The sequence below is a fragment of the Grimontia sp. SpTr1 genome (assembly GCF_947387585.1).
Lineage (GTDB): Bacteria > Pseudomonadota > Gammaproteobacteria > Enterobacterales > Vibrionaceae > Enterovibrio > Enterovibrio indicus.
The window spans coordinates 107,031-129,792 of the sequence record NZ_CANDOD010000015.1 but is presented as its reverse complement, the minus strand read 5'-3'; the positions used below and the strand labels follow the sequence as shown (position 1 = coordinate 129,792).

Annotated in this window: 18 protein-coding genes and 2 tRNA genes; 3 read left to right on the top strand and 17 right to left on the bottom strand. The window is 49.6% G+C overall.

The window, feature by feature from the left end; all coding sequences use genetic code 11:
- Nucleotides 1-21: 21 nt before the first annotated feature.
- From QL223_RS19320 to rlmE, 7 genes are all read right to left on the bottom strand, one after another.
- Nucleotides 22-98, bottom strand: a tRNA-Met gene (locus QL223_RS19320).
- Nucleotides 99-172: 74 nt separating this feature from the next.
- Nucleotides 173-259: transfer RNA gene (locus tag QL223_RS19315), tRNA-Leu, on the bottom strand.
- A gap of 8 nt (nt 260-267) precedes the next feature.
- Complete coding sequence (secG, locus tag QL223_RS19310; RefSeq protein WP_002540329.1) at nt 268-600, bottom strand: preprotein translocase subunit SecG; 333 nt, start codon at nt 598-600, stop codon at nt 268-270.
- A gap of 211 nt (nt 601-811) precedes the next feature.
- Nucleotides 812-2,149 (bottom strand): phosphoglucosamine mutase, encoded by a 1,338-nt coding sequence (gene glmM, locus QL223_RS19305; protein ID WP_046303871.1) that lies wholly within the window; start codon nt 2,147-2,149, stop codon nt 812-814.
- Nucleotides 2,146-2,997 carry a dihydropteroate synthase gene (gene folP, locus QL223_RS19300; RefSeq protein ID WP_281545664.1) on the bottom strand — a complete coding sequence of 284 codons (852 nt, stop codon included), beginning with the start codon at nt 2,995-2,997 and terminating at the stop codon, nt 2,146-2,148. The genes glmM and folP overlap by 4 nt, the downstream gene beginning before the upstream one ends.
- Before the next feature lie 87 nt (nt 2,998-3,084).
- Nucleotides 3,085-5,034 carry an ATP-dependent zinc metalloprotease FtsH gene (gene ftsH, locus QL223_RS19295; RefSeq protein WP_281545663.1) on the bottom strand — a complete coding sequence of 650 codons (1,950 nt, stop codon included), beginning with the start codon at nt 5,032-5,034 and terminating at the stop codon, nt 3,085-3,087.
- Between the two features lie 50 nt (nt 5,035-5,084).
- Complete coding sequence (gene rlmE / locus QL223_RS19290; RefSeq protein ID WP_002540334.1) at nt 5,085-5,714, bottom strand: 23S rRNA (uridine(2552)-2'-O)-methyltransferase RlmE; 630 nt, start codon at nt 5,712-5,714, stop codon at nt 5,085-5,087.
- Between the two features lie 131 nt (nt 5,715-5,845).
- Here rlmE and yhbY point away from each other — a divergent pair, with 131 nt between their 5' ends.
- Nucleotides 5,846-6,142, top strand: a complete 297-nt coding sequence (gene yhbY, locus QL223_RS19285; RefSeq protein ID WP_002540335.1) for a ribosome assembly RNA-binding protein YhbY — start codon at nt 5,846-5,848, stop codon at nt 6,140-6,142.
- An 81-nt stretch (nt 6,143-6,223) separates the two neighbouring features.
- Here yhbY and greA read toward each other — a convergent pair whose 3' ends face one another.
- Entirely contained in the window at nt 6,224-6,697 is a 474-nt protein-coding gene (greA, locus tag QL223_RS19280; protein WP_192815517.1) for a transcription elongation factor GreA, read from the bottom strand.
- A gap of 476 nt (nt 6,698-7,173) precedes the next feature.
- Here greA and QL223_RS19275 point away from each other — a divergent pair, with 476 nt between their 5' ends.
- Together QL223_RS19275 and dacB are read left to right on the top strand one after the other, a co-directional pair.
- Nucleotides 7,174-8,148, top strand: coding sequence for a porin (locus QL223_RS19275; RefSeq protein ID WP_281545662.1), 975 nt, complete (start codon nt 7,174-7,176; stop codon nt 8,146-8,148).
- Between the two features lie 102 nt (nt 8,149-8,250).
- Entirely contained in the window at nt 8,251-9,666 is a 1,416-nt protein-coding gene (gene dacB / locus QL223_RS19270) for a serine-type D-Ala-D-Ala carboxypeptidase (protein ID WP_281545661.1), read from the top strand.
- Here dacB and QL223_RS19265 read toward each other — a convergent pair.
- The 9 genes from QL223_RS19265 to ribF form a co-directional block, all read right to left on the bottom strand.
- Nucleotides 9,641-10,492: a magnesium transporter gene (locus QL223_RS19265; protein WP_281545660.1), complete on the bottom strand. Its 852-nt coding sequence runs from the start codon at nt 10,490-10,492 to the stop codon at nt 9,641-9,643. The genes dacB and QL223_RS19265 overlap by 26 nt on opposite strands.
- 490 nt (nt 10,493-10,982) lie before the next feature.
- A complete protein-coding gene (gene carB, locus QL223_RS19260; protein WP_281545659.1) occupies nt 10,983-14,216 on the bottom strand; it encodes a carbamoyl-phosphate synthase large subunit in 3,234 nt (1,077 codons plus the stop codon).
- A 16-nt stretch (nt 14,217-14,232) separates the two neighbouring features.
- Entirely contained in the window at nt 14,233-15,372 is a 1,140-nt protein-coding gene (carA, locus tag QL223_RS19255; protein WP_281545658.1) for a glutamine-hydrolyzing carbamoyl-phosphate synthase small subunit, read from the bottom strand.
- A 515-nt stretch (nt 15,373-15,887) separates the two neighbouring features.
- A complete protein-coding gene (gene dapB / locus QL223_RS19250) occupies nt 15,888-16,694 on the bottom strand; it encodes a 4-hydroxy-tetrahydrodipicolinate reductase (protein ID WP_165017017.1) in 807 nt (268 codons plus the stop codon).
- A 170-nt stretch (nt 16,695-16,864) separates the two neighbouring features.
- Entirely contained in the window at nt 16,865-17,809 is a 945-nt protein-coding gene (gene ispH, locus QL223_RS19245) for a 4-hydroxy-3-methylbut-2-enyl diphosphate reductase (RefSeq protein ID WP_002540347.1), read from the bottom strand.
- Between the two features lie 12 nt (nt 17,810-17,821).
- A complete protein-coding gene (gene fkpB, locus QL223_RS19240; protein ID WP_046304412.1) occupies nt 17,822-18,253 on the bottom strand; it encodes an FKBP-type peptidyl-prolyl cis-trans isomerase in 432 nt (143 codons plus the stop codon).
- Nucleotides 18,254-18,407: 154 nt separating this feature from the next.
- Complete coding sequence (gene lspA / locus QL223_RS19235; RefSeq protein ID WP_002540350.1) at nt 18,408-18,920, bottom strand: signal peptidase II; 513 nt, start codon at nt 18,918-18,920, stop codon at nt 18,408-18,410.
- A gap of 22 nt (nt 18,921-18,942) precedes the next feature.
- A complete protein-coding gene (gene ileS / locus QL223_RS19230; protein ID WP_281545657.1) occupies nt 18,943-21,771 on the bottom strand; it encodes an isoleucine--tRNA ligase in 2,829 nt (942 codons plus the stop codon).
- 33 nt (nt 21,772-21,804) lie between these two features.
- Nucleotides 21,805-22,746 (bottom strand): bifunctional riboflavin kinase/FAD synthetase, encoded by a 942-nt coding sequence (gene ribF / locus QL223_RS19225; RefSeq protein ID WP_002540353.1) that lies wholly within the window; start codon nt 22,744-22,746, stop codon nt 21,805-21,807.
- Nucleotides 22,747-22,762 lie beyond the last annotated feature (16 nt).

The following is a 22,762-nucleotide window of genomic DNA, read 5'->3' as shown; positions in this document are numbered from 1 at the left end:
CTATAAACAATCACCTCAAAGTGGTTGCGGGGGCCGGATTTGAACCGACGACCTTCGGGTTATGAGCCCGACGAGCTACCAAGCTGCTCCACCCCGCGTCCGAACGGCGCACATTATATCGTCGCCTCATGTACTAATTCAAGTACGATGGCCTTATTCAGGACTTTTAAATTGGTGCTGAGAGCGGGACTTGAACCCGCACGCCTGTTAAGGCACTGCCCCCTCAAGACAGCGTGTCTACCAATTCCACCACCTCAGCGAAAGGTATTAGTTCGGGATGTCGCTGTTGTTACCAGCAGCTGGCACATCACCTGACTGGATCTGTTCCACTGGAACACTCAAGTCGTCATATTCTCCGCCGGCATTGGTCTGCTTTGCAGTCAGATTACCTAGCACTAGGCTGAGAATAAAAAATATCGTCGCGAAGATCGCGGTCATTCGGGTGAGGAAGTTTCCAGAGCCGCCAGAGCCAAACACAGTGTTTGATGCCCCAGCCCCAAATGAGGCTCCCATATCTGCGCCTTTACCTTGTTGAACCAGAACCAGGCCAATAACAGCAAGTGCGGCCAACAGATAAATCACAAGTAGAATTTCGTACATGGGTTCCACCTATGTTCCAAATTGTTGAGCCAGATGACCATTTCAAGTTCACCAGCGCAACTCCCATCATTGGGAGCGGGAGAATACTAACGAATGCCAGCAGGTGAAACAAGTGAAAAATGCAAAAAAACAGCACTTTTCATTTCGTTTGCACATCTTGTAACCAACCGGACACTCCCGCCCCATCACCATCCTTGTAAGGACTTTGAAATTAGCAGTTTGCTTTCACTGCATCTGCAATTTCTAATGCGTAGGCTTTTACGTCTTCCGCATTTTCGCCTTCCACCATAACGCGGATCAGCGGTTCAGTGCCAGACTTACGCAACAACACGCGACCTGTCTCGCCAAGTTTGGCTTCTACAGACGCTTTCGCTGACAGCACGGCGTCGGACTCCAGAGGATCGCTGTCACCGCTGAAACGCACGTTTTCTAGTACTTGTGGGAACATGCTCATGCCATCGCACAGCTCTTTCAGCGACATACCCGTACCGACAATACTTGCCAGTACTTGCAACGCAGCCACAATCGCATCACCGGTCGTCACTTTATCCAGCAAAATGACATGACCTGAGTTTTCCGCACCGATCGTCCAGCCGTTTTCCAACAGCTTTTCCATCACATAGCGATCGCCCACTTTGGCTCGGGTAAATGGAATACCAAGGTTTTTCAGCGCCACTTCCATGCCCATGTTGGTCATCAACGTACCCACTACCCCGCCTTTCAGTTCACCACGGCGCAGTGACTCTCGGGCGATGATATAAGCGATCTGATCACCATCAACTTTGTTACCCTCATGGTCGACCATGATGACTCGGTCACCGTCACCATCGAAGGCGATACCCAGCATAGCTTGTTCTTCGACTACACGAGCCTGAAGCGCACGTACATCAGTTGCACCTACCTCATCGTTGATGTTGGTACCGTTTGGCTCAACACCCATCGCGACAACATCAGCACCTAACTCCTTAAACACGGAGGGTGCAATGTGATAGGTCGCACCGTGGGCACAGTCAATAACTATCTTCATGCCCTTCAGGTTCATTTCAGAAGGGAAAGTGCCTTTACAGAATTCGATATAGCGCCCTGCTGCATCGACAATACGTTTCGCCTTACCCAACTGCGCCGACTCGACACAGGTCAGTGGCTTTTCAAGCTCTGCTTCAATCGCATGCTCGATAGCATCGGGCAACTTAGTTCCTTCTGATGAAAAGAACTTGATGCCGTTATCATAGTAAGGGTTGTGTGAAGCTGAAATCACAATCCCCGCTTCAGCGCGGAACGTTTGCGTGAGGTAAGCGATAGCAGGGGTTGGCATTGGGCCAGTAAAAGCAGCCTGTAGACCTGCTGCTGAAAGACCAGCCTCGAGTGCCGATTCCAGCATGTAACCAGAAATACGGGTATCTTTGCCAATCAATACTTTCTTAGTGCCCTGCTGACTCAGTACGCGACCTGCCGCCCAACCAAGCTTCAGGATAAAGTCAGGCGTGATTGGGAATTGACCCACCTTACCGCGGACACCATCAGTGCCGAAGTACTTACGTTCTGTCATTGTGTATCTCCAAATAAACCAGCTGCTTCTCGCATTGTATTCACAACACGGACGACATCAGAGGTTTCAGCCACGTCATGAACGCGGATGATTTGAGCCCCTTTCATCGCAGCTATGGTGGCGCAAGCTAAGCTCCCCCCGAGAATCTCGGTCGGGGATTTTTCTAATAATTTAAAAATCATAGACTTTCGTGACATTCCCGCCAGAACTGGCAGGCCAAATTGATGAAAGTCTTCCAGCTTTGCTAGTAGCTGGTAGTTATGTGTCAGTGTTTTCCCGAAGCCAAATCCAGGGTCGAGAATAATTTTTTCCCGCTCGATCCCAACATGTTCACAGGCCGAAATACGACCTTCAAAGAAGGTAAAAATATCGCCAAGCAGATCATCATAGGTAGGATTGGTTTGCATGGTGCGCGGTTGCCCCTGCATGTGCATCAAACAAACTGGCACGTTGGCTTTTGCAGCCTCTTCCAAAGCCTGTGCCTCTTGAAGTGCACGGACGTCGTTGATGATATCGGCACCGGAAGCTACCGCTTCACGCATGACGGCTGCTTTGCTGGTATCAATGGATATCCAGCAGTCAAAGCGAGAACGAATGGCTTCAATAGCAGGAATCACACGTTCCAACTCGTCTTCCAAGGAAACGTCTGCGGCACCAGGACGGGTCGATTCGCCGCCGATATCGAGTATGGTCGCACCCGCTTTCAACATGGCTTCTGCATGCTTTAGCGCTGTATCCAGTCGATTGAATTTTCCACCGTCAGAAAACGAATCCGGTGTCACATTGAGGATCCCCATTACCTGTGGTGAAGACAGATCGAGAATCTTATTTTTGCTGACGAGTTTCATATGAAGGCTTTGTTCGGGAAGATAATTTTCTACAGATAAAAGAAAAACCCCGAGTTATCCCGGGGTTTTGTCGGTATGAGTCACCAATTACGCTTCCGACTTGCCGTCTGGGTCGACTGACTTATTGCCAGACTCGACATCATCAGAAGAAGGAGGAACGTCAGATGCTTTCGCTTCAGCACTTGGCTTGGTCGGTGTATTGTCTGAACTGTCGTCAGTTGACCAGCCAGCTGGCTCTCGCACTGGGCGACGCGCCATCAGGTCATCGATTTGCGCCGCATCAATAGTTTCGTACTTCATCAGCGCATCTTTCATGGCATGCATGATGTCCATGTTTTCTTCAATAATCTTACGTGCACGCAGGTAGTTGCGGTCAATCAGTTCACGAATTTCACCATCGATAAGACGAGCTGTCTCATCAGACATATGCTTACTCTGTGTCACTGAGCGACCCAGGAATACTTCACCTTCGTCTTCTGCGTATAGCAGTGGACCTAATTTCTCAGAGAAGCCCCATTGAGTCACCATCTTACGGGCGATATCTGTCGCTCGCTCGATGTCGTTAGATGCACCGGTAGACACTTTGTCTACACCGTAAATGAGCTCTTCAGCCAGTCGGCCACCGTACAGGCTTGAAATCATCGACTCCAAGTGTTGACGGGACATACTGACACGGTCTTGCTCGGGCAAGTACATGGTTACACCCAGCGCACGTCCACGTGGGATGATCGATACCTTGTACACAGGGTCATGCTCTGGCACCAGACGGCCAACAACAGCGTGGCCTGCTTCGTGGTATGCCGTTGATTCTTTGATCTCTTCAGACATCACCATAGACTTGCGCTCTGCGCCCATCATGATTTTGTCTTTCGCCAGTTCAAACTCAACCATTGAAACAACGCGCTTGTTACCACGCGCAGCAAACAGTGCTGCTTCGTTGACAAGGTTAGCCAGATCTGCACCCGAGAAACCTGGGGTACCACGAGCAATCAGTGACGCTTCAACATCACTACCCAATGGCACTTTACGCATGTGAACTTTCAGGATCTGCTCACGACCACGAACATCTGGCAAACCAACAACAACTTGGCGGTCGAAACGGCCAGGACGCAACAATGCTGGGTCAAGAACGTCTGGACGGTTAGTTGCTGCAATAACAATGATGCCTTCGTTACCTTCAAAGCCATCCATTTCAACCAGCATTTGGTTCAGGGTCTGCTCACGCTCATCGTGACCACCGCCCAAACCCGCACCACGCTGACGGCCAACTGCGTCAATCTCATCAATGAAGATGATACATGGTGATGCCTTCTTCGCTTGTTCGAACATGTCACGCACACGCGATGCACCCACACCCACGAACATTTCAACGAAGTCAGAACCGGAAATGGTGAAGAAAGGTACTTTCGCCTCACCGGCAATAGCTTTTGCCAGCAAAGTTTTACCGGTACCTGGAGGACCAACCATCAGGACGCCGGTCGGGATCTTACCGCCCAGCTTCTGGAAACGGCTTGGGTCGCGCAGGTAATCAACCAGCTCTTTGACGTCTTCTTTTGCTTCGTCACAACCAGCAACGTCTGCGAAAGTCGTTTTGATTTGCTCTTCGCTCATCATGCGCGCTTTTGACTTACCAAAAGACATCGCACCTTTGCCACCGCCGCCTTGCATCTGACGCATGAAGAAAATCCATACACCGATAAGTAGCAGCATTGGGAACCAAGAGATGAAGATAGACGCTAGAATGCTTGGTTCTTCAGGTGGTGTACCACGCACCTGAACTTTCGCGTTGATCAGATCGTCAAGCAGCTTAGGATCTTGAAGTACAGGCATATACGTGACATAGCCAGTGCCATCACGACGTGTCACTTTCAGTTCGCGGTTATCGAACTGTACATCCTGTATTTTATCCTGTCCTATCTCTTGGACGAACGTTGTGTAGTCGACTTGACGGCCAGCACTGTCGCCTGGTCCAAAACTTTGGAACACAGACATCAATACAACAGCGATAACCAGCCATAAAATCAAGTTTTTTGCCATGTCACTCAAGGTGTTAGCCCCGCAAAAACTATATTAATAATGGTAGAGTACTACAGTTTATACCCTGTAGCCACAATGTAGACCTCACGCGAGCGCGCACGGGAGGAATCAGGTTTGCGGATTTTCACCGCTTTAAACATCTTACGCACTTCGGCCAAGTACTGATCAAAGCCTTCACCTTGGAAAACCTTAACAATAAATGAACCATTCGGTGCCAAGACTTCACGACACATATCCAATGCAAGCTCAACAAGATACATGGCTCGTGGTTGGTCAGACGCTAAATTACCGCTCATGTTAGGTGCCATGTCTGACATCACCACATCCACCATGTCCGGTTGGATACGGTCAAGTAACGCATTCAGCACCGCTTCTTCGCGGAAATCACCTTGCAAGAAGGCCACGCCTGGAAGCGAGTCCATAGGCAGAATATCACAGGCAATCACCTGTCCACTATCACCGACTTGCTCTACTGCGTATTGAGACCAACCGCCAGGAGCGGCACCCAAATCCACAATCGTCATGCCCGGTTTTAGCAGTTTATCCTTACCCTGGATTTCATCGAGCTTAAAAATGGCTCGGGAACGAAAGCCTTTTTTCTGGGCCTCTTGAACATATTTATCATCAAAATGTTCTTTCAACCAGCGACCAGAGCTCGCTGAGTGTTTCTTTTTGCTCATGTTTTACCTAGCCCACAATACTGCCACAAATTTCTTGCGGTCGATTCAGGGGGATATTTGTTCAGTTTGGATAGAGATGGCGGTAGAATGTCACGTTTTCAACCCCGATAAAACAATAAATCGAGTCATCAATGAATCTAAGCACAAAACAAAAACAGTATCTGAAAGGTCTTGCACACAACCTGAAGCCGGTTGTACTCATGGGTGCGAATGGCCTGACAGAAGCCGTGCTTGCTGAGATTGAAATCGCTCTCGATCATCACGAATTGATCAAGGTGAAAGTGGCATCAGAAGATCGCGACACTAAGAACCTGATTGTAGACGCAATCGTTCGTGAAACTAAAGCAGAGAAAGTACAGGTTATCGGTAAAGTTCTGGTTCTGTACCGTCAAAGCGAAGAGCGCAAGATCGAATTGCCACGCAAATAAAAAAGGCCGCTTAGCGGCCTTTTTTGCATCTGGTGCTTGTAACAATCACTAACATTTTTATTGTTCGCAAGCACCTAATCATCACACGTATTGGACGCTGTCGATCTCAAACTCTTTCACACCGCCAGGCACAGTGATAGACACTTCGTCGCCTTCTTCTTTTCCGATAAGACCACGTGCGATTGGCGAGTTAATGGAAATCAGGTTCTGTTTGATGTCCGCCTCGTCATCACCCACGATTTGGTAAGTCACCTCGTCGTCAGTGTTACAGTCAATTAGCGTTACGGTTGAACCGAAGATGACTTTGCCGTTATTTGGCATTTTCGCAATGTCGATCACCTGAGCGACAGAAAGCTTGTACTCGATATCACGGATTTGTGCTTCACAAATGCCTTGCTCTTCGCGAGCAGCGTGGTACTCCGCATTCTCTTTCAGGTCACCAAGTTCGCGAGCTTCTGCTATCGCTTGAGTAATAAGCGGACGGCGTTTCAACAGGCGATCCAGCTCTTCTCTCAATTGCTGTTCGCCACGCACAGTCATTGGTACTTTATCCATAAATGACATTACCTCTGTGACCAAAACCATATGTTTTGGCAAAAACAAAGCCACGCCCAGACAGAGTTTGAGCGCAGCCAACGAATTACTTTCATCTCAGTGTAAACAAGTTATCTGTTCAGGTCACCAACGATTTGAAAGCCTAGCTTCCCAAAATCGTGAGCGGAAAAGCCAAAACATACTTTAGAGTGCAATTCTCAAATGCACATCACATATTAAACCAACACCGTAGAGATTTAGTTCGCAATTAAATATAAAAAATTCTAAATCACCCCACATCCAATGAACTTTGCCAAGACGACATAACCACCTGTTATTAAAGCCATTAACAATCTTCACTCACATAAAAAACAGTGTTTTCTATTTGTTTTTTGATTGTTTTACTAACAGTCCCAAATCGGGAGCGGTTACAAACAAGGCATCGTGACGTTTGGAGATAACGTCCCGAAAATCAAATTCATATAAAGGACAACGTAATGAACAAAAAGTTGATTGCTCTTGCTGTAGCTGCTGTAGCTTCTACCTCTGTCTCTGCTGCAGAAGTTTTTAACGACGGCACTTCTTCTATGGCTATCGGTGGCCGTATCGAAGCGCGCGCCCTGATGCAAGACGGCGACATGACTGACAAGAGTCGTGCTCGTATGAACATCCTGGGTCAAACTGAAATTGCTGAGAACGTCACTGGTTTTGGTTTCTTCGAGCACGAGTACACAACGACTACTGACGAAGTACGTTACGGCTTCGCGGGTATCGGTACCGAGTTCGGCAAAATCGCTTACGGTAAAACTGACGGCTCTCTGGGCATGATCACTGACTTTACCGACATCATGTCTTACCACGGTGCTGGCGCGAGCGGTAAAATCGCCGTTGCTGACCGTATTCAAAACAACCTGGCTTACATGGGTGAGTTTGGTGGCCTGACTGTTAAAGCAAACTACGTGGGCGAAACCACTGACCTGAACGGCGACTTGGTTGTTGACGGCGGTTACTCTATGGCTGCGGTTTACGCGATGGAGAACGGTCTGGCTCTTGGTCTGGGTTACGCTGACCAAGGTAAAGACACTCTGAACAGTGCTGCTGAAAGCCAAATGCAAGCAGCAATGTCTTACACCATTGGTGATTTCTACTTCGCAGGTCTATATAAAGATGGTGAAAGTAAAGAAGCAGGTGTGAAAACTGACCTGACTGGTTACGAAATTGCGGCCGCTTACAAAATGGGCCAAACCAAGTTCACTACGACTTACAACAACGCAGAAGGTAAGATCGGTAGTCACACTGTTCGTGCTGAAAATGTTGAAGCAATCGCAATCGACGCAACTCATTACTTCAACGACAACTTCCGTGCTTACACGTCTTACAACTTCAACCTGCTAGACAAAAACGAAGTGGAGATTGGTAAGCCTGAAAAAGCAGAAGATCAATTTGTTGTTGGCCTGCGTTACGACTTCTAATTCTCTGTTAAGTTAAATACTTAATATTGAATATCAAAACGCCTACCTACGTGTAGGCGTTTTTTGTACCATACTGGATCTGCCTTCTTTGCCGGAGAATTCATGGTGCGCCTTCTTACTCTGCTATTTTTCATCTCGCTTTCTTTCTCAACTCACGCCGTCCCGCTCAATAAAATTCAGGCAATGCTCCCCGCAGGAAGCCAATTGGCACTCTCTGTCCATGATGCAAATTCTGGCTCTGAGATTGTGTCAGTCGGCGACGACATTCTTCTACCACCAGCCAGTACCCAGAAGGTGGTCACTGCCCTTGCAGCCAGCCTCTATCTTCCTAAAGACTTTGCCTTTGAAACAAAAGTTGAACAGGCTGGCAATGACATCGTATTTACCTTTTCGGGTGATCCTACTTTAACGCGAAAAGACCTCCAGCTTATGGTTAGCGCCCTTAAAGCCAAAGGCGTGAAGCGAATCAGAGGCGATGTTTGGCTGGATGGGACTGTGTTTGCAGGCTACGAGAGAGCAGTAGGATGGCCGTGGGATATCCTGGGCGTTTGTTATAGCGCCCCTTCCAGCGCAGTTGCATTGGAACGAAACTGTGTTCAAGGCTCGATATACAGTGAAAAAAATCAAAAACTCACCCGTGTCTTTGTCCCTGAACACCAGCCTGTACAAGTCAACACTGACGCGCTCGCCGTGACCAAAAGCGAGCAGGAAGCCAATCTGTGTGATTTAGAGCTTCATTACGACAACAACAACCAGTATTTACTAAGCGGGTGCTTACAACACCGTGCGAATCCGCTCCCTCTAAAGTTTGCGATTCAGAATCCACAGAAATATGTCGAAGATGTGTTGGCTTCAGAGCTCAAAAGTGCCGCTATCAAATTGGATGGAAAGATTCGACAGGGCGCAGCCAAGGACGACCGCACATTGCTAGCAAGACATACATCGGATCCGCGGGATGCACTCCTAAAGGTCATGCTGAAGCGCTCTGATAACTTGTTGGCCGACAACCTTTTAAAAACCATGGGGCACCGTTATTACGGTCAACCCGGTACTTTTGCAAACGGCGCTGCAGCGGTGAAAGCGATTTTGCAGGAAAAAGCTGGGCTGGATTTAACCCATGCAGTGATAGTTGATGGTTCTGGTTTGTCACGTAACAACCGCATGACGGCTTCTCAGCTGATGAACGTCATGCATTACGTTTATGAAAACCCGAGTCTCGGCGTGCTTTCCATGCTGCCAGTTTCAGGCGTCGATGGCACCCTGAAATACCGCTCCAGTGTGCGCCATGCGCCTTTAAAACAAAGACTCGCTGCAAAAACAGGCTCGTTATATGGCAGTCATAACCTCGCTGGCGTACTGAAAAATCAGCAAGGTAAAGATATCTTGGTCGTGCAACTAGTGACGAACTATCACATCCCCAAATCGGATGACAGGCCAGCCAATGTCGCCAGCCCGATCACCCAATTTGAACGGGAACTTTATCAGGCACTTCTTACGTCAAGCCTAACCATGCGTTAACAGTGACGAAGTAAATAGCCATTCCACTGATATCGACCACTGATGCCAATACAGGGCTAACCAACACAGCAGGGTCAAGCTTTAGCTTTCTTGCCACCAAAGGCAGCACTCCACCAAGGGTGGTCGAAATTGTTACTTGAATGCTCAATGCCAGGCCTATGGCTATGGCGATATCAATTAAGGTCATGCCTGCTGGCAGCGCACTGTCATCACTGAATAACATCACCCTCGCCATGATGACGGTCGCCAGTGCGATCGCGATGATCGCCGCGATCCTCACTTCTTTCCACATCACCTGAAGCCACTGCCCCGGTCTGACTTCATTCATCGCCAACGCCCTGACCACCAGTGTCGCGGCTTGTGAACCTGCATTACCGCCTGCGGCTGCAATGACTGGCATATAGATAGCCAGCAACACCAACTGGCTCAAAGTATCTTCGTAATGCGAGATGATAAGTCCCGAAACAATACCAAGCAGTGCTAATCCGACAATCCAACCAATCCGTTGACGGACATGGCTCAATACCGAGTTAGTCAAGTAGTTGCCATCAGGCTCTGCTTCTGAGCTGATAAGCCCAAGTCCAGTGGCAATTTGCCTCACACGCACTACCTCCCCAGTTTCAGCCAGGTCATCAAGCAGCCGTCGAACCAATGCCACCGGGCACTGATTTAATACTGCAATCGCCTCACTAACGGGCATCACAGAGAGTAAGCGAACACGCTCATTGTTTTCATGAAATAAAAATGCGCTTCTTGCTGCTTCAATTTCTCTCGCAGCAAAAGCAGTTGGCTGGTTTCCCAGCGAAGTAGCGTTCATTACCGCCATAGCGAACCTCCCGATTGGCTAGGTGTAACGACCAAAGAAAAGCGACTGATTTCAGACGAAAAAGTGCAGAAGCCTTTTAACGACATACGAATGCAGTCAGTTTTCTCACTCAGAATTTTCGGGAAGCACAGGGAATAAAAAGGAGCTTTAAAGCGGAGCATTCCAACCGGACGGTTGAAACGCGAAATGATCACGAACGTTACCGTCTGGGATTACAGGCTTCCCTTGCAACTCGGAGGCTGGTCGATAACGTTCATGGTTTTCTCCATTTCAGTCGCAGCATTGCGACCCGTAAATTCTATGTGGAACGTACAAGAACTCAACTAAAAACAAGGCAAAAAATATCAAGTGTGAAAAACTAAAAACATAAAAAAGCCCGCCATTAAGGCGGGCAAGGAGGTTATCGTAACGGTCGGCTTACTGCCGACTCATTAGTCTCCCCTCACAACTCAAAGCGTCAACTCCAAATCGTTCGGGGCAGTTTTGTTAATTATTTACCGTACTTTTCTGCCACGCGTGCATGCAGTTCTTGTACTGAATTCACTTTCGACAGGTCAGCTGCTGCATGAGCCATACAGGTTGCGAAGGCTGCGTTCAGCGTAGTGGTGTAGTTCACCTTCTCTGCCAGTGCGCCGCGACGAAGTACCTTCGAGTCCTCAATCGCTTGACGACCTTCGGTGGTATTGATGATGTAGCTGTACTCACCGTTCTTGATACGGTCAAGAATGTGAGGACGACCTTCGTGTACTTTGTTCACCAGACGCGGGTTGATACCCGCTTCACCAAGAACAACCGCAGTACCGTGAGTTGCATCCAGCTCGAAGCCCAACTTGATAAGCTTGGCTGCCAGATCAACGACACGTTGCTTGTCGTTGTTACGAACAGACAGCAGTGCACGACCTTGCTCAGTGTAGGTTTTGCCACAGCCAAGGTCTGCTTTCGCAAACGCTTCTGCAAACGTGTCGCCCACACCCATAACTTCACCGGTTGAACGCATTTCAGGGCCAAGCAGTGGGTCAACGCCAGGGAACTTGTTGAATGGCAGAACCACTTCTTTCACTGAGTAGTAAGGAGGAATGATTTCCTGAGTGAAACCCTGTGATTCCAAAGATTGACCCGCCATAACACGAGCAGCAATCTTCGCCAGTGGTGCGCCGGTCGCTTTTGATACGAAAGGTACGGTACGCGCTGCACGTGGGTTCACCTCAATCAGGTAAACTTCTCCGTCTTTTACTGCAAACTGAGTATTCATCAGGCCACGAACGCCCAGCTCGAAAGCCAGTTTCTCTACCTGACGGCGCATCTCGTCCTGAATATCTTGGCTTAACGTGTAAGCAGGCAGTGAACATGCAGAGTCACCGGAGTGAACACCCGCTTGTTCGATATGCTCCATGATGCCGCCAATCACCACGCGCTCACCGTCGCAGATTGCATCGACGTCAACTTCGGTCGCGTCATCTAGGAAACGGTCCAGAAGTACTGGTGATTCGTTAGATACGCTTACCGCTTCGTTGAAGTAACGGCGCAGGTCGCTTTCGTCGTAAACGATTTCCATTGCGCGGCCACCCAGTACATAAGAAGGACGAACCACCAGCGGATAACCGATTTCACGGGATTTCTCTACCGCTTGCTCCAGTGCCGTTACTGTCGCGTTTTCAGGCTGTTTCAGGCCCAGACGCTCAACCGCCGCCTGGAAACGCTCACGGTCTTCTGCACGGTCGATAGCATCAGGGCTAGTACCGATAATTGGCACACCTGCTGCTTCCAGCGCACGCGCCAGTTTCAGTGGTGTTTGGCCACCATACTGAACGATAACGCCTTTAGGCTTTTCAACACGCGCAATGGCCAGTACGTCTTCCAGTGTTACTGGTTCGAAGTACAGACGGTCTGAAGTGTCGTAGTCAGTCGAAACCGTCTCAGGGTTACAGTTAACCATGATGGTCTCAAAGCCGTCTTCACGCAGTGCCAGTGATGCATGTACACAGCAGTAGTCGAATTCGATACCTTGACCGATACGGTTTGGACCGCCGCCCAGAACCATGATCTTGTCTTTATCTGAAGGGTTCGCTTCACACTCTTCATCGTAAGATGAGTACATGTACGCCGTATCAGAAGAGAACTCCGCTGCACAGGTATCAACACGCTTGTACACAGGGTGAATGTCGTACTGGTCGCGCAGTTTGCGGATTTCGCTTTCGCTCACACCCAGCAGCTTGCTTAGGCGTGCATCGGAGAAACCTTTGCGCTTCAGTTTGCGCAGTACTTTCGCATTCAGGCCAGCAAAGCCGCCTTCTTTGATTTCCGCTTCCAGCTTCACAATCTCTTCGATTTGAACCAGGAACCAGCGATCAATGTTGGTCAGTTTGAACACGCCGTCTACGGACATGCCCGCACGGAATGCATCTGCGATGTACCAAATACGCTCTGCGCCTGCATCTTTCAGCTCGTGGCGGATTTTGGTCAGTGCATCTGGTTCATCCAGGTCAACCATCTCGTCGAAACCGGTCGCACCAACTTCCAGACCACGCAGCGCTTTGTGCAGTGATTCCTGTTGGTTACGGCCGATAGCCATGACTTCACCCACAGATTTCATCTGGGTAGTCAGGCGGTCATTTGCGCCCGCAAATTTTTCGAAGTTGAAGCGTGGGATCTTGGTAACCACGTAGTCGATGGTCGGTTCAAAAGACGCTGGCGTTGCACCGCCAGTGATGTCGTTCATCAGCTCATCAAGGGTGAAACCAACAGCCAGTTTCGCTGCCACTTTTGCAATCGGGAAACCCGTTGCTTTCGATGCCAGTGCAGAAGAGCGTGATACACGTGGGTTCATTTCGATGATAACCATACGGCCATCTTTCGGGTTGATACCGAACTGAACGTTAGAGCCACCAGTTTCAACGCCGATTTCACGCAGAACAGCCAGCGATGCGTTACGCATCAGTTGGTATTCTTTGTCAGTCAGGGTCTGAGCAGGTGCAACCGTGATGGAGTCACCGGTGTGGATACCCATGGCATCGAAGTTCTCGATAGAACACACGATGATACAGTTGTCCGCTTTGTCGCGAACCACTTCCATTTCGTACTCTTTCCAACCGATCAGAGATTCGTCAATCAGCAGCTCATTGGTTGGAGACAGATCCAGACCGCGGCGACAGATTTCGTCGAACTCTTCTTTGTTATATGCGATACCGCCACCGGTACCACCCATGGTGAAAGAAGGACGGATGATACATGGGAAGCCCACCATATCGAGGACTTTGTAAGCCTCTTCCATGGTCTTCGCCGTGTCAGCGCGTGGACATTCCAGGCCGATAGACTTCATGGCTTTGTCGAAGCGTGAACGGTCTTCTGCTTTATCAATCGCATCCGCCGTTGCACCGATCATTTCCACACCGAACTCAGCCAGTACGCCGTGTTTTTCCAGATCCAATGCACAGTTCAGTGCTGTCTGGCCACCCATGGTAGGCAGAACCGCATCTGGACGCTCTTTTTCGATAATGTTGCGTACCACTTCCCACTGGATTGGCTCGATGTAAGTCGCATCAGCCATCTCTGGGTCAGTCATGATGGTGGCAGGGTTAGAGTTCACCAGAATAACGCGGTAACCCTCTTCACGCAGCGCTTTACACGCCTGTGCACCTGAATAGTCGAACTCACACGCCTGACCGATAACAATCGGGCCTGCGCCAAGGATAAGAATACTTTGAATATCTGTACGTTTTGGCATTCTCTGCTACTCCGGATTACGCGCTGTGTTGCTTGATCAGTTCAATAAAGTGGTCGAAAAGCGGTGCCGCATCGTGCGGACCTGGGCTCGCTTCAGGGTGGCCCTGGAAGCTGAATGCCGGCTTATCCGTGCGGTGGATGCCTTGCAATGAGCCGTCGAACAGAGATTTGTGCGTCGCGCGCAGGTTAGCTGGCAGCGTTTCTTCGTCTGCTGCAAAGCCGTGGTTCTGGCTGGTGATCATCACCACATTGCGGTCCAAGTCTTTAACCGGGTGGTTTGCGCCGTGGTGACCAAACTTCATCTTCACGGTTTGTGCGCCTGATGCCAACGCCAGGATTTGGTGACCCAAACAGATGCCGAAAATTGGCAAGCCTTTCTCCAGGAACACTTTGGTCGCTTCAATCGCGTACTCACATGGTGCCGGGTCGCCAGGGCCGTTTGACAGAAACACACCGTCTGGGTTCATTGCTAGCACGTCTTCTGCTGAAGTCTGAGCTGGAACCACAGTCAAGCGGCAGCCACGGTCAACCAACATACGCAGAATGTTACGTTTCGCACCGAAATCGTAAGCCACTACGTGATAAGGCAGTTCGCTGTCATCTTTCGCTTCTGGCAGGCCGCCTTCCAGCGTCCATGAGCCTTGTTTCCACTCGTACGCTTCAGCTGTCGTCACTTCTTTCGCCAGATCCATGCCTTTCAGGCCAGGGAATTCTTTAGCTTTTGCCAGTGCCAGCGCTTCATCGATGTTGTCGCCCGCAACGATGCAACCATTCTGAGCGCCTTTTTCACGCAGCAAACGGGTCAGCTTACGGGTGTCGATATCAGCGATGCCAACGATGTTTTGGGATTTCAGATAATCAGAAAGGGATTGCTGATTACGGAAGTTAGAATCGATAAGAGGGAGGTCGCGGATTACCAGGCCTTGAGCATGGATTTTTGAGGATTCTTCGTCTTCGGTATTAGTACCGGTATTGCCAATGTGGGGATAAGTGAGAGTAACGATTTGCTGGGAATAGGAAGGGTCGGTGAGAATTTCTTGGTACCCCGTCATCGAGGTATTGAAAACAACTTCACCAACAGCGGTTCCATCAGCACCAATGGATTCACCGTGGAATACAGTCCCGTCTTCCAGGACTAAGAGCGCAGACTTGCTCAAGACAACCTCCAAATCAATAAAGATGCAGAAAAACTATATAATCTTGCATCAAAGCATTCCATACAAGTGCCAAAAATCACTAAAGCTGAATTTTGACAAATTGCGCGCATTCTAGAGATCGATTCACAAGCTGTCAATAAGTGGCAAAAAAAAGAATATTACTTATGGCCTGCAGCTGAGATTTTGCCTCTCAAACGGGCAAAAGTGAGTATTATCTGAGGATTCCATACGAAATTTCATCGTACAGGTTAACACTTTAAGGAAGGAAGGATGAGACGGGAAAGAAATACAGTCAGGTCATCACGCAACCGTTTTTATTGTCAGAGTTTAGTTTGGTTTTTGATGGCTTAACCATGAATCCCAAACCGATGACACTTAAAACACAGTTAAGTTGGAGGATTTTTGCAAATAGTGACTATTTAAATAAAATCGCCATTTATTGAGAAAAACTATGCAGCATACAGAAAGATACTGCATAGTTATATGAAAGCGTGTTAACTGGAAAAACGAGCGACTTACAGGGTGTCCAGTTCAAGCACGTCTTGCATGGTATAGAAGCCCGCATCTTTTGCAGCCAACCACACCGCAGCGCGAACAGCACCATTGGCAAAGGTCATACGGTTAGACGCTTTGTGGGTAATTTCCACGCGTTCACCAATGTCTGCAAACATAGCAGTATGCTCGCCGACGATATCGCCCGCTCGGATGGTCGCAAAACCAATCTCATCCCGGGTACGCTCACCAGTGATACCTTCACGAGCATATACAGCAACATCACTCAACTTGTTACCCATAGCACCGGCAATTGCCTCACCCATGCCAATTGCTGTGCCTGATGGTGCATCCACTTTATGTCTGTGGTGCGCTTCAACGATTTCAATGTCACAGTAGCCGCCCATCACCTTGGCAGCTTTTTCGAGCAGTTTGAAAACGAGGTTCACACCGACGCTGTAGTTTGGCGCCATGACGATACCAACATCGGTCGCCGCATCAATCTGTGCGCGCTGCTCTTCGCTAAAGCCAGTCGTACCGATCACCAGTCGCTTACCATGAGCACGGCAAAGCTCAATGTTTGCCAGTGTCGCTACTGGTGCAGTGAAATCGATGATGACATCAAATTGATCGGCCACTTTCGCCAAATCATCAACGATTGCTACATCGCGCTTACCAATACCTGCCAGTTCACCTGCGTCGGTACCAATCAAGCTCGACTCAGGACGCTCACTTGCTGCAGCCAGAACCGCGCCTTCCATCGCGTCAGTCGCCTGAATAAGCTGTCGGCCCATGCGTCCGGCAGCGCCCGCAATTGCAATGCGAACCATCTATTTCCCCTTTTAACTTCCTGTCATCACGCCACTTTGTGCGCGTTATATTCGTAACTGGATAACCACTCTACCCTTTTCGCCGCGTGATGTGAATCAACCTCTGCGCGTTCAATCGCGGGAATGGCGGCGTAAAAAAGGGAGCCTTCGCTCCCTTTCGGTTTTATCGATCAATGCACTTCTTTTACTTGAAGCTCTCGTGGCACTTCAAAGAACATGTTCTCTTCACGACCTTTCAGCTCTTCCACCGCAGTACCGCCCAACTCTTCAATACGGGCGATAATGAGGTTCACCAACTCTTCCGGCGCAGAAGCACCAGCCGTAATTCCGACTTTGGATTTGCCGTCAAACCATTCAGCTTTCACGTCTTCAGCGCAATCGGTCAGATAACCGGGAGTCCCCAGTTTCTCACTCAGTTCACGCAGACGGTTTGAGTTCGAGCTGTTCTTCGAGCCCACAACTACCAAAACGTCACATTGGGTCGCGAGATCGCGAACGGCATCCTGGCGGTTTTGGGTCGCATAGCAAATGTCGTCTTTGCGTGGGCCCTGAATGTCCGGGAAGACTTTGCGCAGCGTCTCAATCACTTCTGCCGTCTCATCCACAGACAAGGTCGTTTGGCTGACGAAATGAAGGTTTGAAGGATCTTTCACGTCCAGCTTGTAGACATCTTCCGGTTTCTCTACCAGATACATGCCACCGGTTTCGCTGGCATATTGCCCCATGGTGCCTTCCACCTCTGGATGACCGGCATGGCCAATCAACACTACTTCCATATTACGACGGCTAGCACGTGCCACTTCCATATGAACTTTGGTCACCAATGGGCAAGTAGCATCAAACACGGTCAACGCACGGGCTTTCGCTTCATTGCGTACTGCTTGAGAAACACCGTGCGCAGAGAAAATCACAATGCTGTCGTCTGGCACTTCACTGAGTTCTTCAACAAATACCGCGCCGCGTGCTTTCAAGCCTTCCACGACAAAGCGGTTATGTACCACTTCGTGACGCACATAAATCGGTGGCTGGTAGAGTTCCAGAGCACGTTCAACGATGCTGATCGCTCGATCAACACCGGCACAAAAACCACGAGGGTTAGCTAGCATGACTTTCATGGAATAGCCTTTTTAAGCAACACTGACAATTTCAACGTCAAAGATAACACGGTGTCCCGCCAGCGGGTGATTGAAATCCACTGTCACAGACTCGCCCGCCACTTCTGTGATTAAGCCTGGGATCTCCTGACCGCCTGGGCCTGAGAAGGCGATGATGGTGCCTTCTTCTGCTGGAGCATCACCCGCAAACAAGCTTCTGTCCATGTGCTGGACGTTGTCTGGGTTTGGTTGACCAAAGGCATCTTCAGGTTCAAGCGTGAAGCTTGCGGATTCACCTTCAGTTAGGCCCAGCAGACATTTTTCGAAGTTCTCCGTCAGACTACCATCGCCCATCACCAGTTTGGCTGGCTTACCAGAGGTTTTGGTGCTGTCGGCCACAGAGCCATCTTCGAGTTTGATAGTGAAGTGCATGATGACTTCGCTGTTTGCAATAATTTGCGCCATTAACTCACATCCTTTGTTGGCGGGCAATTTACCAAAAGCAACAGAGCCCTTAAATCCCCAATTTAACTTGGGTTATCAAGGTGTTTATACGACTTGGCGCCGACCACAGAGCAGTCAGCGCCAATGATTATCCCTTCGTCGCATAGCGCGAAGGTTATTCAGCTTCAGCTTGAGGCTTTTTTGATGCGATGATGCTATCCAGCACAATCAATACCGCACCAATCACAATCCCCGTATCAGCGAGGTTGAACGCTGGCCAGTGGTAGTTACCGACGTAGAAATCAAGAAAGTCGACCACATAGCCATGTACCAATCGGTCAAACAAGTTACCGATAGCGCCGCCAATGACCAAAGCATACGCAACATTCAGTATACGGTTCGTCGAGGGTGTTTGGCGCATCCAGTAAACCAACATGCCAGAAACACCCAGCGCGATGGCGGCAAAGAACCAACGTTGCCAGCCACCTGCATCGCTCAGAAAGCTGAACGCGGCGCCGTAGTTATGAACATAAAGCAGGTTAAAAAACGGCAGGACCTCAATGCGGTTCGACCAGCCGTAACCCATGGTATTCATCACCAGCAATTTGCTGCCGATATCCAGAACGAACACCAGAAGCGCTAGCCATAGCCAACGCAATCCTGATTGTTTCGCTGTCAGATCTTTCATCCAGCTTTCCTATCGTTGCCTGTTACGCGAACTGGCGCTTTTCGCCTTCGCCATCGATGTTGCTTACGCAACGGCCACAAATCGCTTCATGACCTTCGATGGTGCCAACATCCGCAACATGGTGCCAGCAACGATCGCACTTCTCTGCGTCAGACTTGGCAACAGCAACAGACAGACCTTCAACGTCAGTCGCTACCGCCGCTTCTGGTGCTGCATCAGTAGCAACGACCTCAGCTTTTGAAGTCAGCAGCACGAAGCGCAGTTCATCGCCCATTGCCTGCAGCTTGGCGGCAAACTCAGGTTTGGCATAAAGCGTTACTTCAGCTTCCAGAGAACCACCGATAGTTTTCTCGTTACGAGCAGCTTCCAGAACCTTGTTCACTGCACCGCGCACGCGAAGCAGTTCAGCCCAGAATGCGTTGTTCAGTTGCTCGTCTTCACCCAGACCGAACAGACCGTCATACCATACTTCGGTGAAAACGAACTTGTTACGGTTGCCTGGCATCTCGTTCCAGATTTCATCTGCAGTGAACGACATGATTGGCGCCATCCAGCGAACCAGTGCTTCCACAATGTGGAATAGCGCGGTTTGACAGCTACGGTGTGCGTGACCACCCGCTTTCGCGGTGTACTGACGGTCTTTAATGATGTCCAGATAGAATGAACCCATCTCAACCGAGCAGAACTGCATCAGACGTTGCGTAACAGCGTGGAAGTTACACTCTTCGAACGCTTTCACGATCTCTTCCTGAGCTTCTAGTGCTTTACCCACTGCCCAGCGGTCTGCAACTACCAGATCTTCCGCTGCAACCATATCAGTTTCAGGGTTGAAACCGTTCAGGTTCGCCAGCAGGAAGCGCGCGGTGTTACGAATACGACGGTATGCGTCTGCACTGCGTTTCAGGATTTCGTCAGAAACTGTCATCTCGCCGGTGTAGTCAGTCGATGCCACCCACAGACGCAGGATGTCGCCACCCAGCTTGTTCATCACGTCCTGAGGTGAAACCACGTTACCGATAGACTTCGACATCTTGCGGCCTTGGCCGTCAACAGTGAAGCCGTGCGTCAGAACCTGCTTGTAAGGGGCGTGGTTCTTGATCGCTACAGAGGTCATCAGGGAAGACTGGAACCAACCGCGGTGTTGGTCTGAACCTTCCAGATACATATCTGCTTCATTGCCAGCAAACTCTTCACGCTGGTTAACCACTGCATAGTGCGTTGCACCTGAATCGAACCATACGTCCAGAGTGTCCAGCACTTTCTCGTAGTTCGCCGCTTCTGTACCAAGCAACTCTTCAGCCTCTAGATCCCACCATGCCTGGATGCCAGACTGTTCAACTTTCTGAGCTACTTGCTCAATCAGCTCAACGGTGTTCGGGTGAAGCTCTGCCGTTTCTTTATGAACGAACAGGGCAATTGGCACACCCCAAGTACGCTGACGTGAAATACACCAGTCAGGACGACCTTCTACCATTGACTCAATACGGTTCTGGCCCCACTCAGGGATCCACTGTACGTTTTTGATTTCTTCCAGTGCTTTTGCACGCAGGCCCGCTTTCTCCATAGAGATAAACCACTGAGGCGTTGCACGGAAGATAATTGGCGTTTTGTGGCGCCAGCAATGTGGATAGCTGTGCTCGTAAGCGTGGTGATGCAGCAGCGCACCGTGCTCTTTAAGCACTTCAACCACGTTATCGTTCGCTTTCAATACGTGTTGACCTGCAAACAGCTCTGTGTCTGGCAAGTAAACACCGTTGCTACCTACTGGGTTTGCTACTTCAAGGTTGTACTTTTGACCAACCGCGAAGTCTTCCTGGCCGTGTCCAGGTGCCGTGTGAACAACACCGGTACCTGATTCAGTCGTTACGTGATCGCCCAGGATCACAGGAACATCGAAGCTGTAGAACGGGTGGTTAAAGCGCAGCAGTTCCAGCGCATCACCTTTACAGAAGCCCAGATTATGGAAGTGCTCGATACCGGCACGATCCATCACATCTTTCGCAAGCTCTGCTGCCATGATCAGACGACGTGGCGTTTCACCTTCCACCTGAACCAGCACGTATTCCAGCGCATCAGAAACCGCAACTGCACGGTTCGCTGGCAGAGTCCAAGGTGTGGTGGTCCAGATAACGATAGACACATCACCTTGACCTGCATGACCTTCGTTCAGGTTGAACTTAGACAGCACTGCTGCTTCATCGACAGCACCGAACATGACATCGATTGAAGGAGAAACTTTGTTGTAATACTCGACTTCAGCTTCTGCCAGTGCAGAACCACAGTCAGTACACCAGTGAACAGGTTTGAAACCTTTGTGCAGGTGACCGTTACCGGCGATTTTACCCAGTGCACGGATGATGTTTGCTTCAGTATCAAAATCCATGGTCAGGTATGGTTTGTCCCACTCACCCAACACGCCCAGACGTTTGAAATCAGCCTTCTGGCCTTCAACCTGCTTCGCGGCGTACTCACGACACTTCTGACGGAATTCAGCAGCAGACACTTTCTGGCCTGGCTTGCCGACTTTCTTCTCAACCATCAGTTCAATAGGCAGGCCGTGACAGTCCCAACCTGGTACGTAAGGTGCGTCGAAGTCCGAAAGGGTTTTGGACTTAATAATAATGTCTTTAAGAATTTTGTTTACGGAGTGACCAATGTGAATATTGCCGTTCGCATACGGAGGGCCGTCATGCAAAATGAAAGATTTTTTGCCTTTCTTAGCTTTACGGATTTCACCGTAAAGATCTTCGTCGTACCAGCGCTTGAGCATCTGTGGCTCGCGCTGTGCAAGATTACCTCGCATCGGAAACGCGGTTTCCGGCAGGTTTAAGGTATCTTTAAAGTCACTCATTGATTGTTCATTCCGTATATGGACGTTTAGACATTATTTCTCATCATGCTCAGCCAGCCACGCACGCGCTGTCTGGGCATCAATTCCGATTTGGGCTTTCAACTCATCGAGCGAGCCAAATTTCATCTCGTCACGCAGTTTATGTAAAAGCTGCACTTCGATTTGAAGACCATAGAGATCACGCTCCAGGTCAAAAAGGTGTACTTCCAGTTGTTGGCGCACACCGTTGACAGTAGGCCGTGTACCGACATTCGCTACACCACCCAGCCATTGTTCTTCTTCAATTCCACCAACACGCACCACATAGACACCGGAAACCGGAGATACACGACGCTTGAGCGGAACATTTGCGGTCGGGAAGCCGATGGTTCGACCCAATTTTTTACCGTGGGAAACACGACCGCTGATGCTGTAAGGGCGGCCAAGCATAGATTCTGCTTCACTTTGATGCCCTGCAGCCAATTCGTTACGAATGGCTGTACTGCTGACACGTTGCTCAGAGACAGTAAAGCTGTCAGTACTTACCACTTCAAAGCCAGCCGTTGTCGCTTCGTTTTGCAGATAACAAAAATCGCCCTGACGCTTAGCGCCAAAGCGAAAATCATCACCAACCACGAGAAACTTAACACCCAATTGTTCAGCCAACAAGCGATGAACGAAGTCATGCGGCGTGATAGAGGCGAATTTGGCGTTGAAGTTAACCATGACGAGACGCTCAACACCCAGTTTGGCCAGTTGAACATACTTATCGCGAAGTCGGGTGAGCCTTGCCGGGGCATTTTCTCCTGAAAATAGCTCTCGCGGCTGAGGCTCAAACAGCATTACCGTTGAAGGCAATCCAAGCTCACGCGCTTTTTCCACCACGCGGCGCAGCACTTCCTGATGACCCAAATGGACACCGTCAAAGTTACCGATTGTCAGCACGCAACCACGATGTCTGTCGCGGATGTTATGGATACCCCGAATTAATTCCATAGCGGTAAAACAGCTT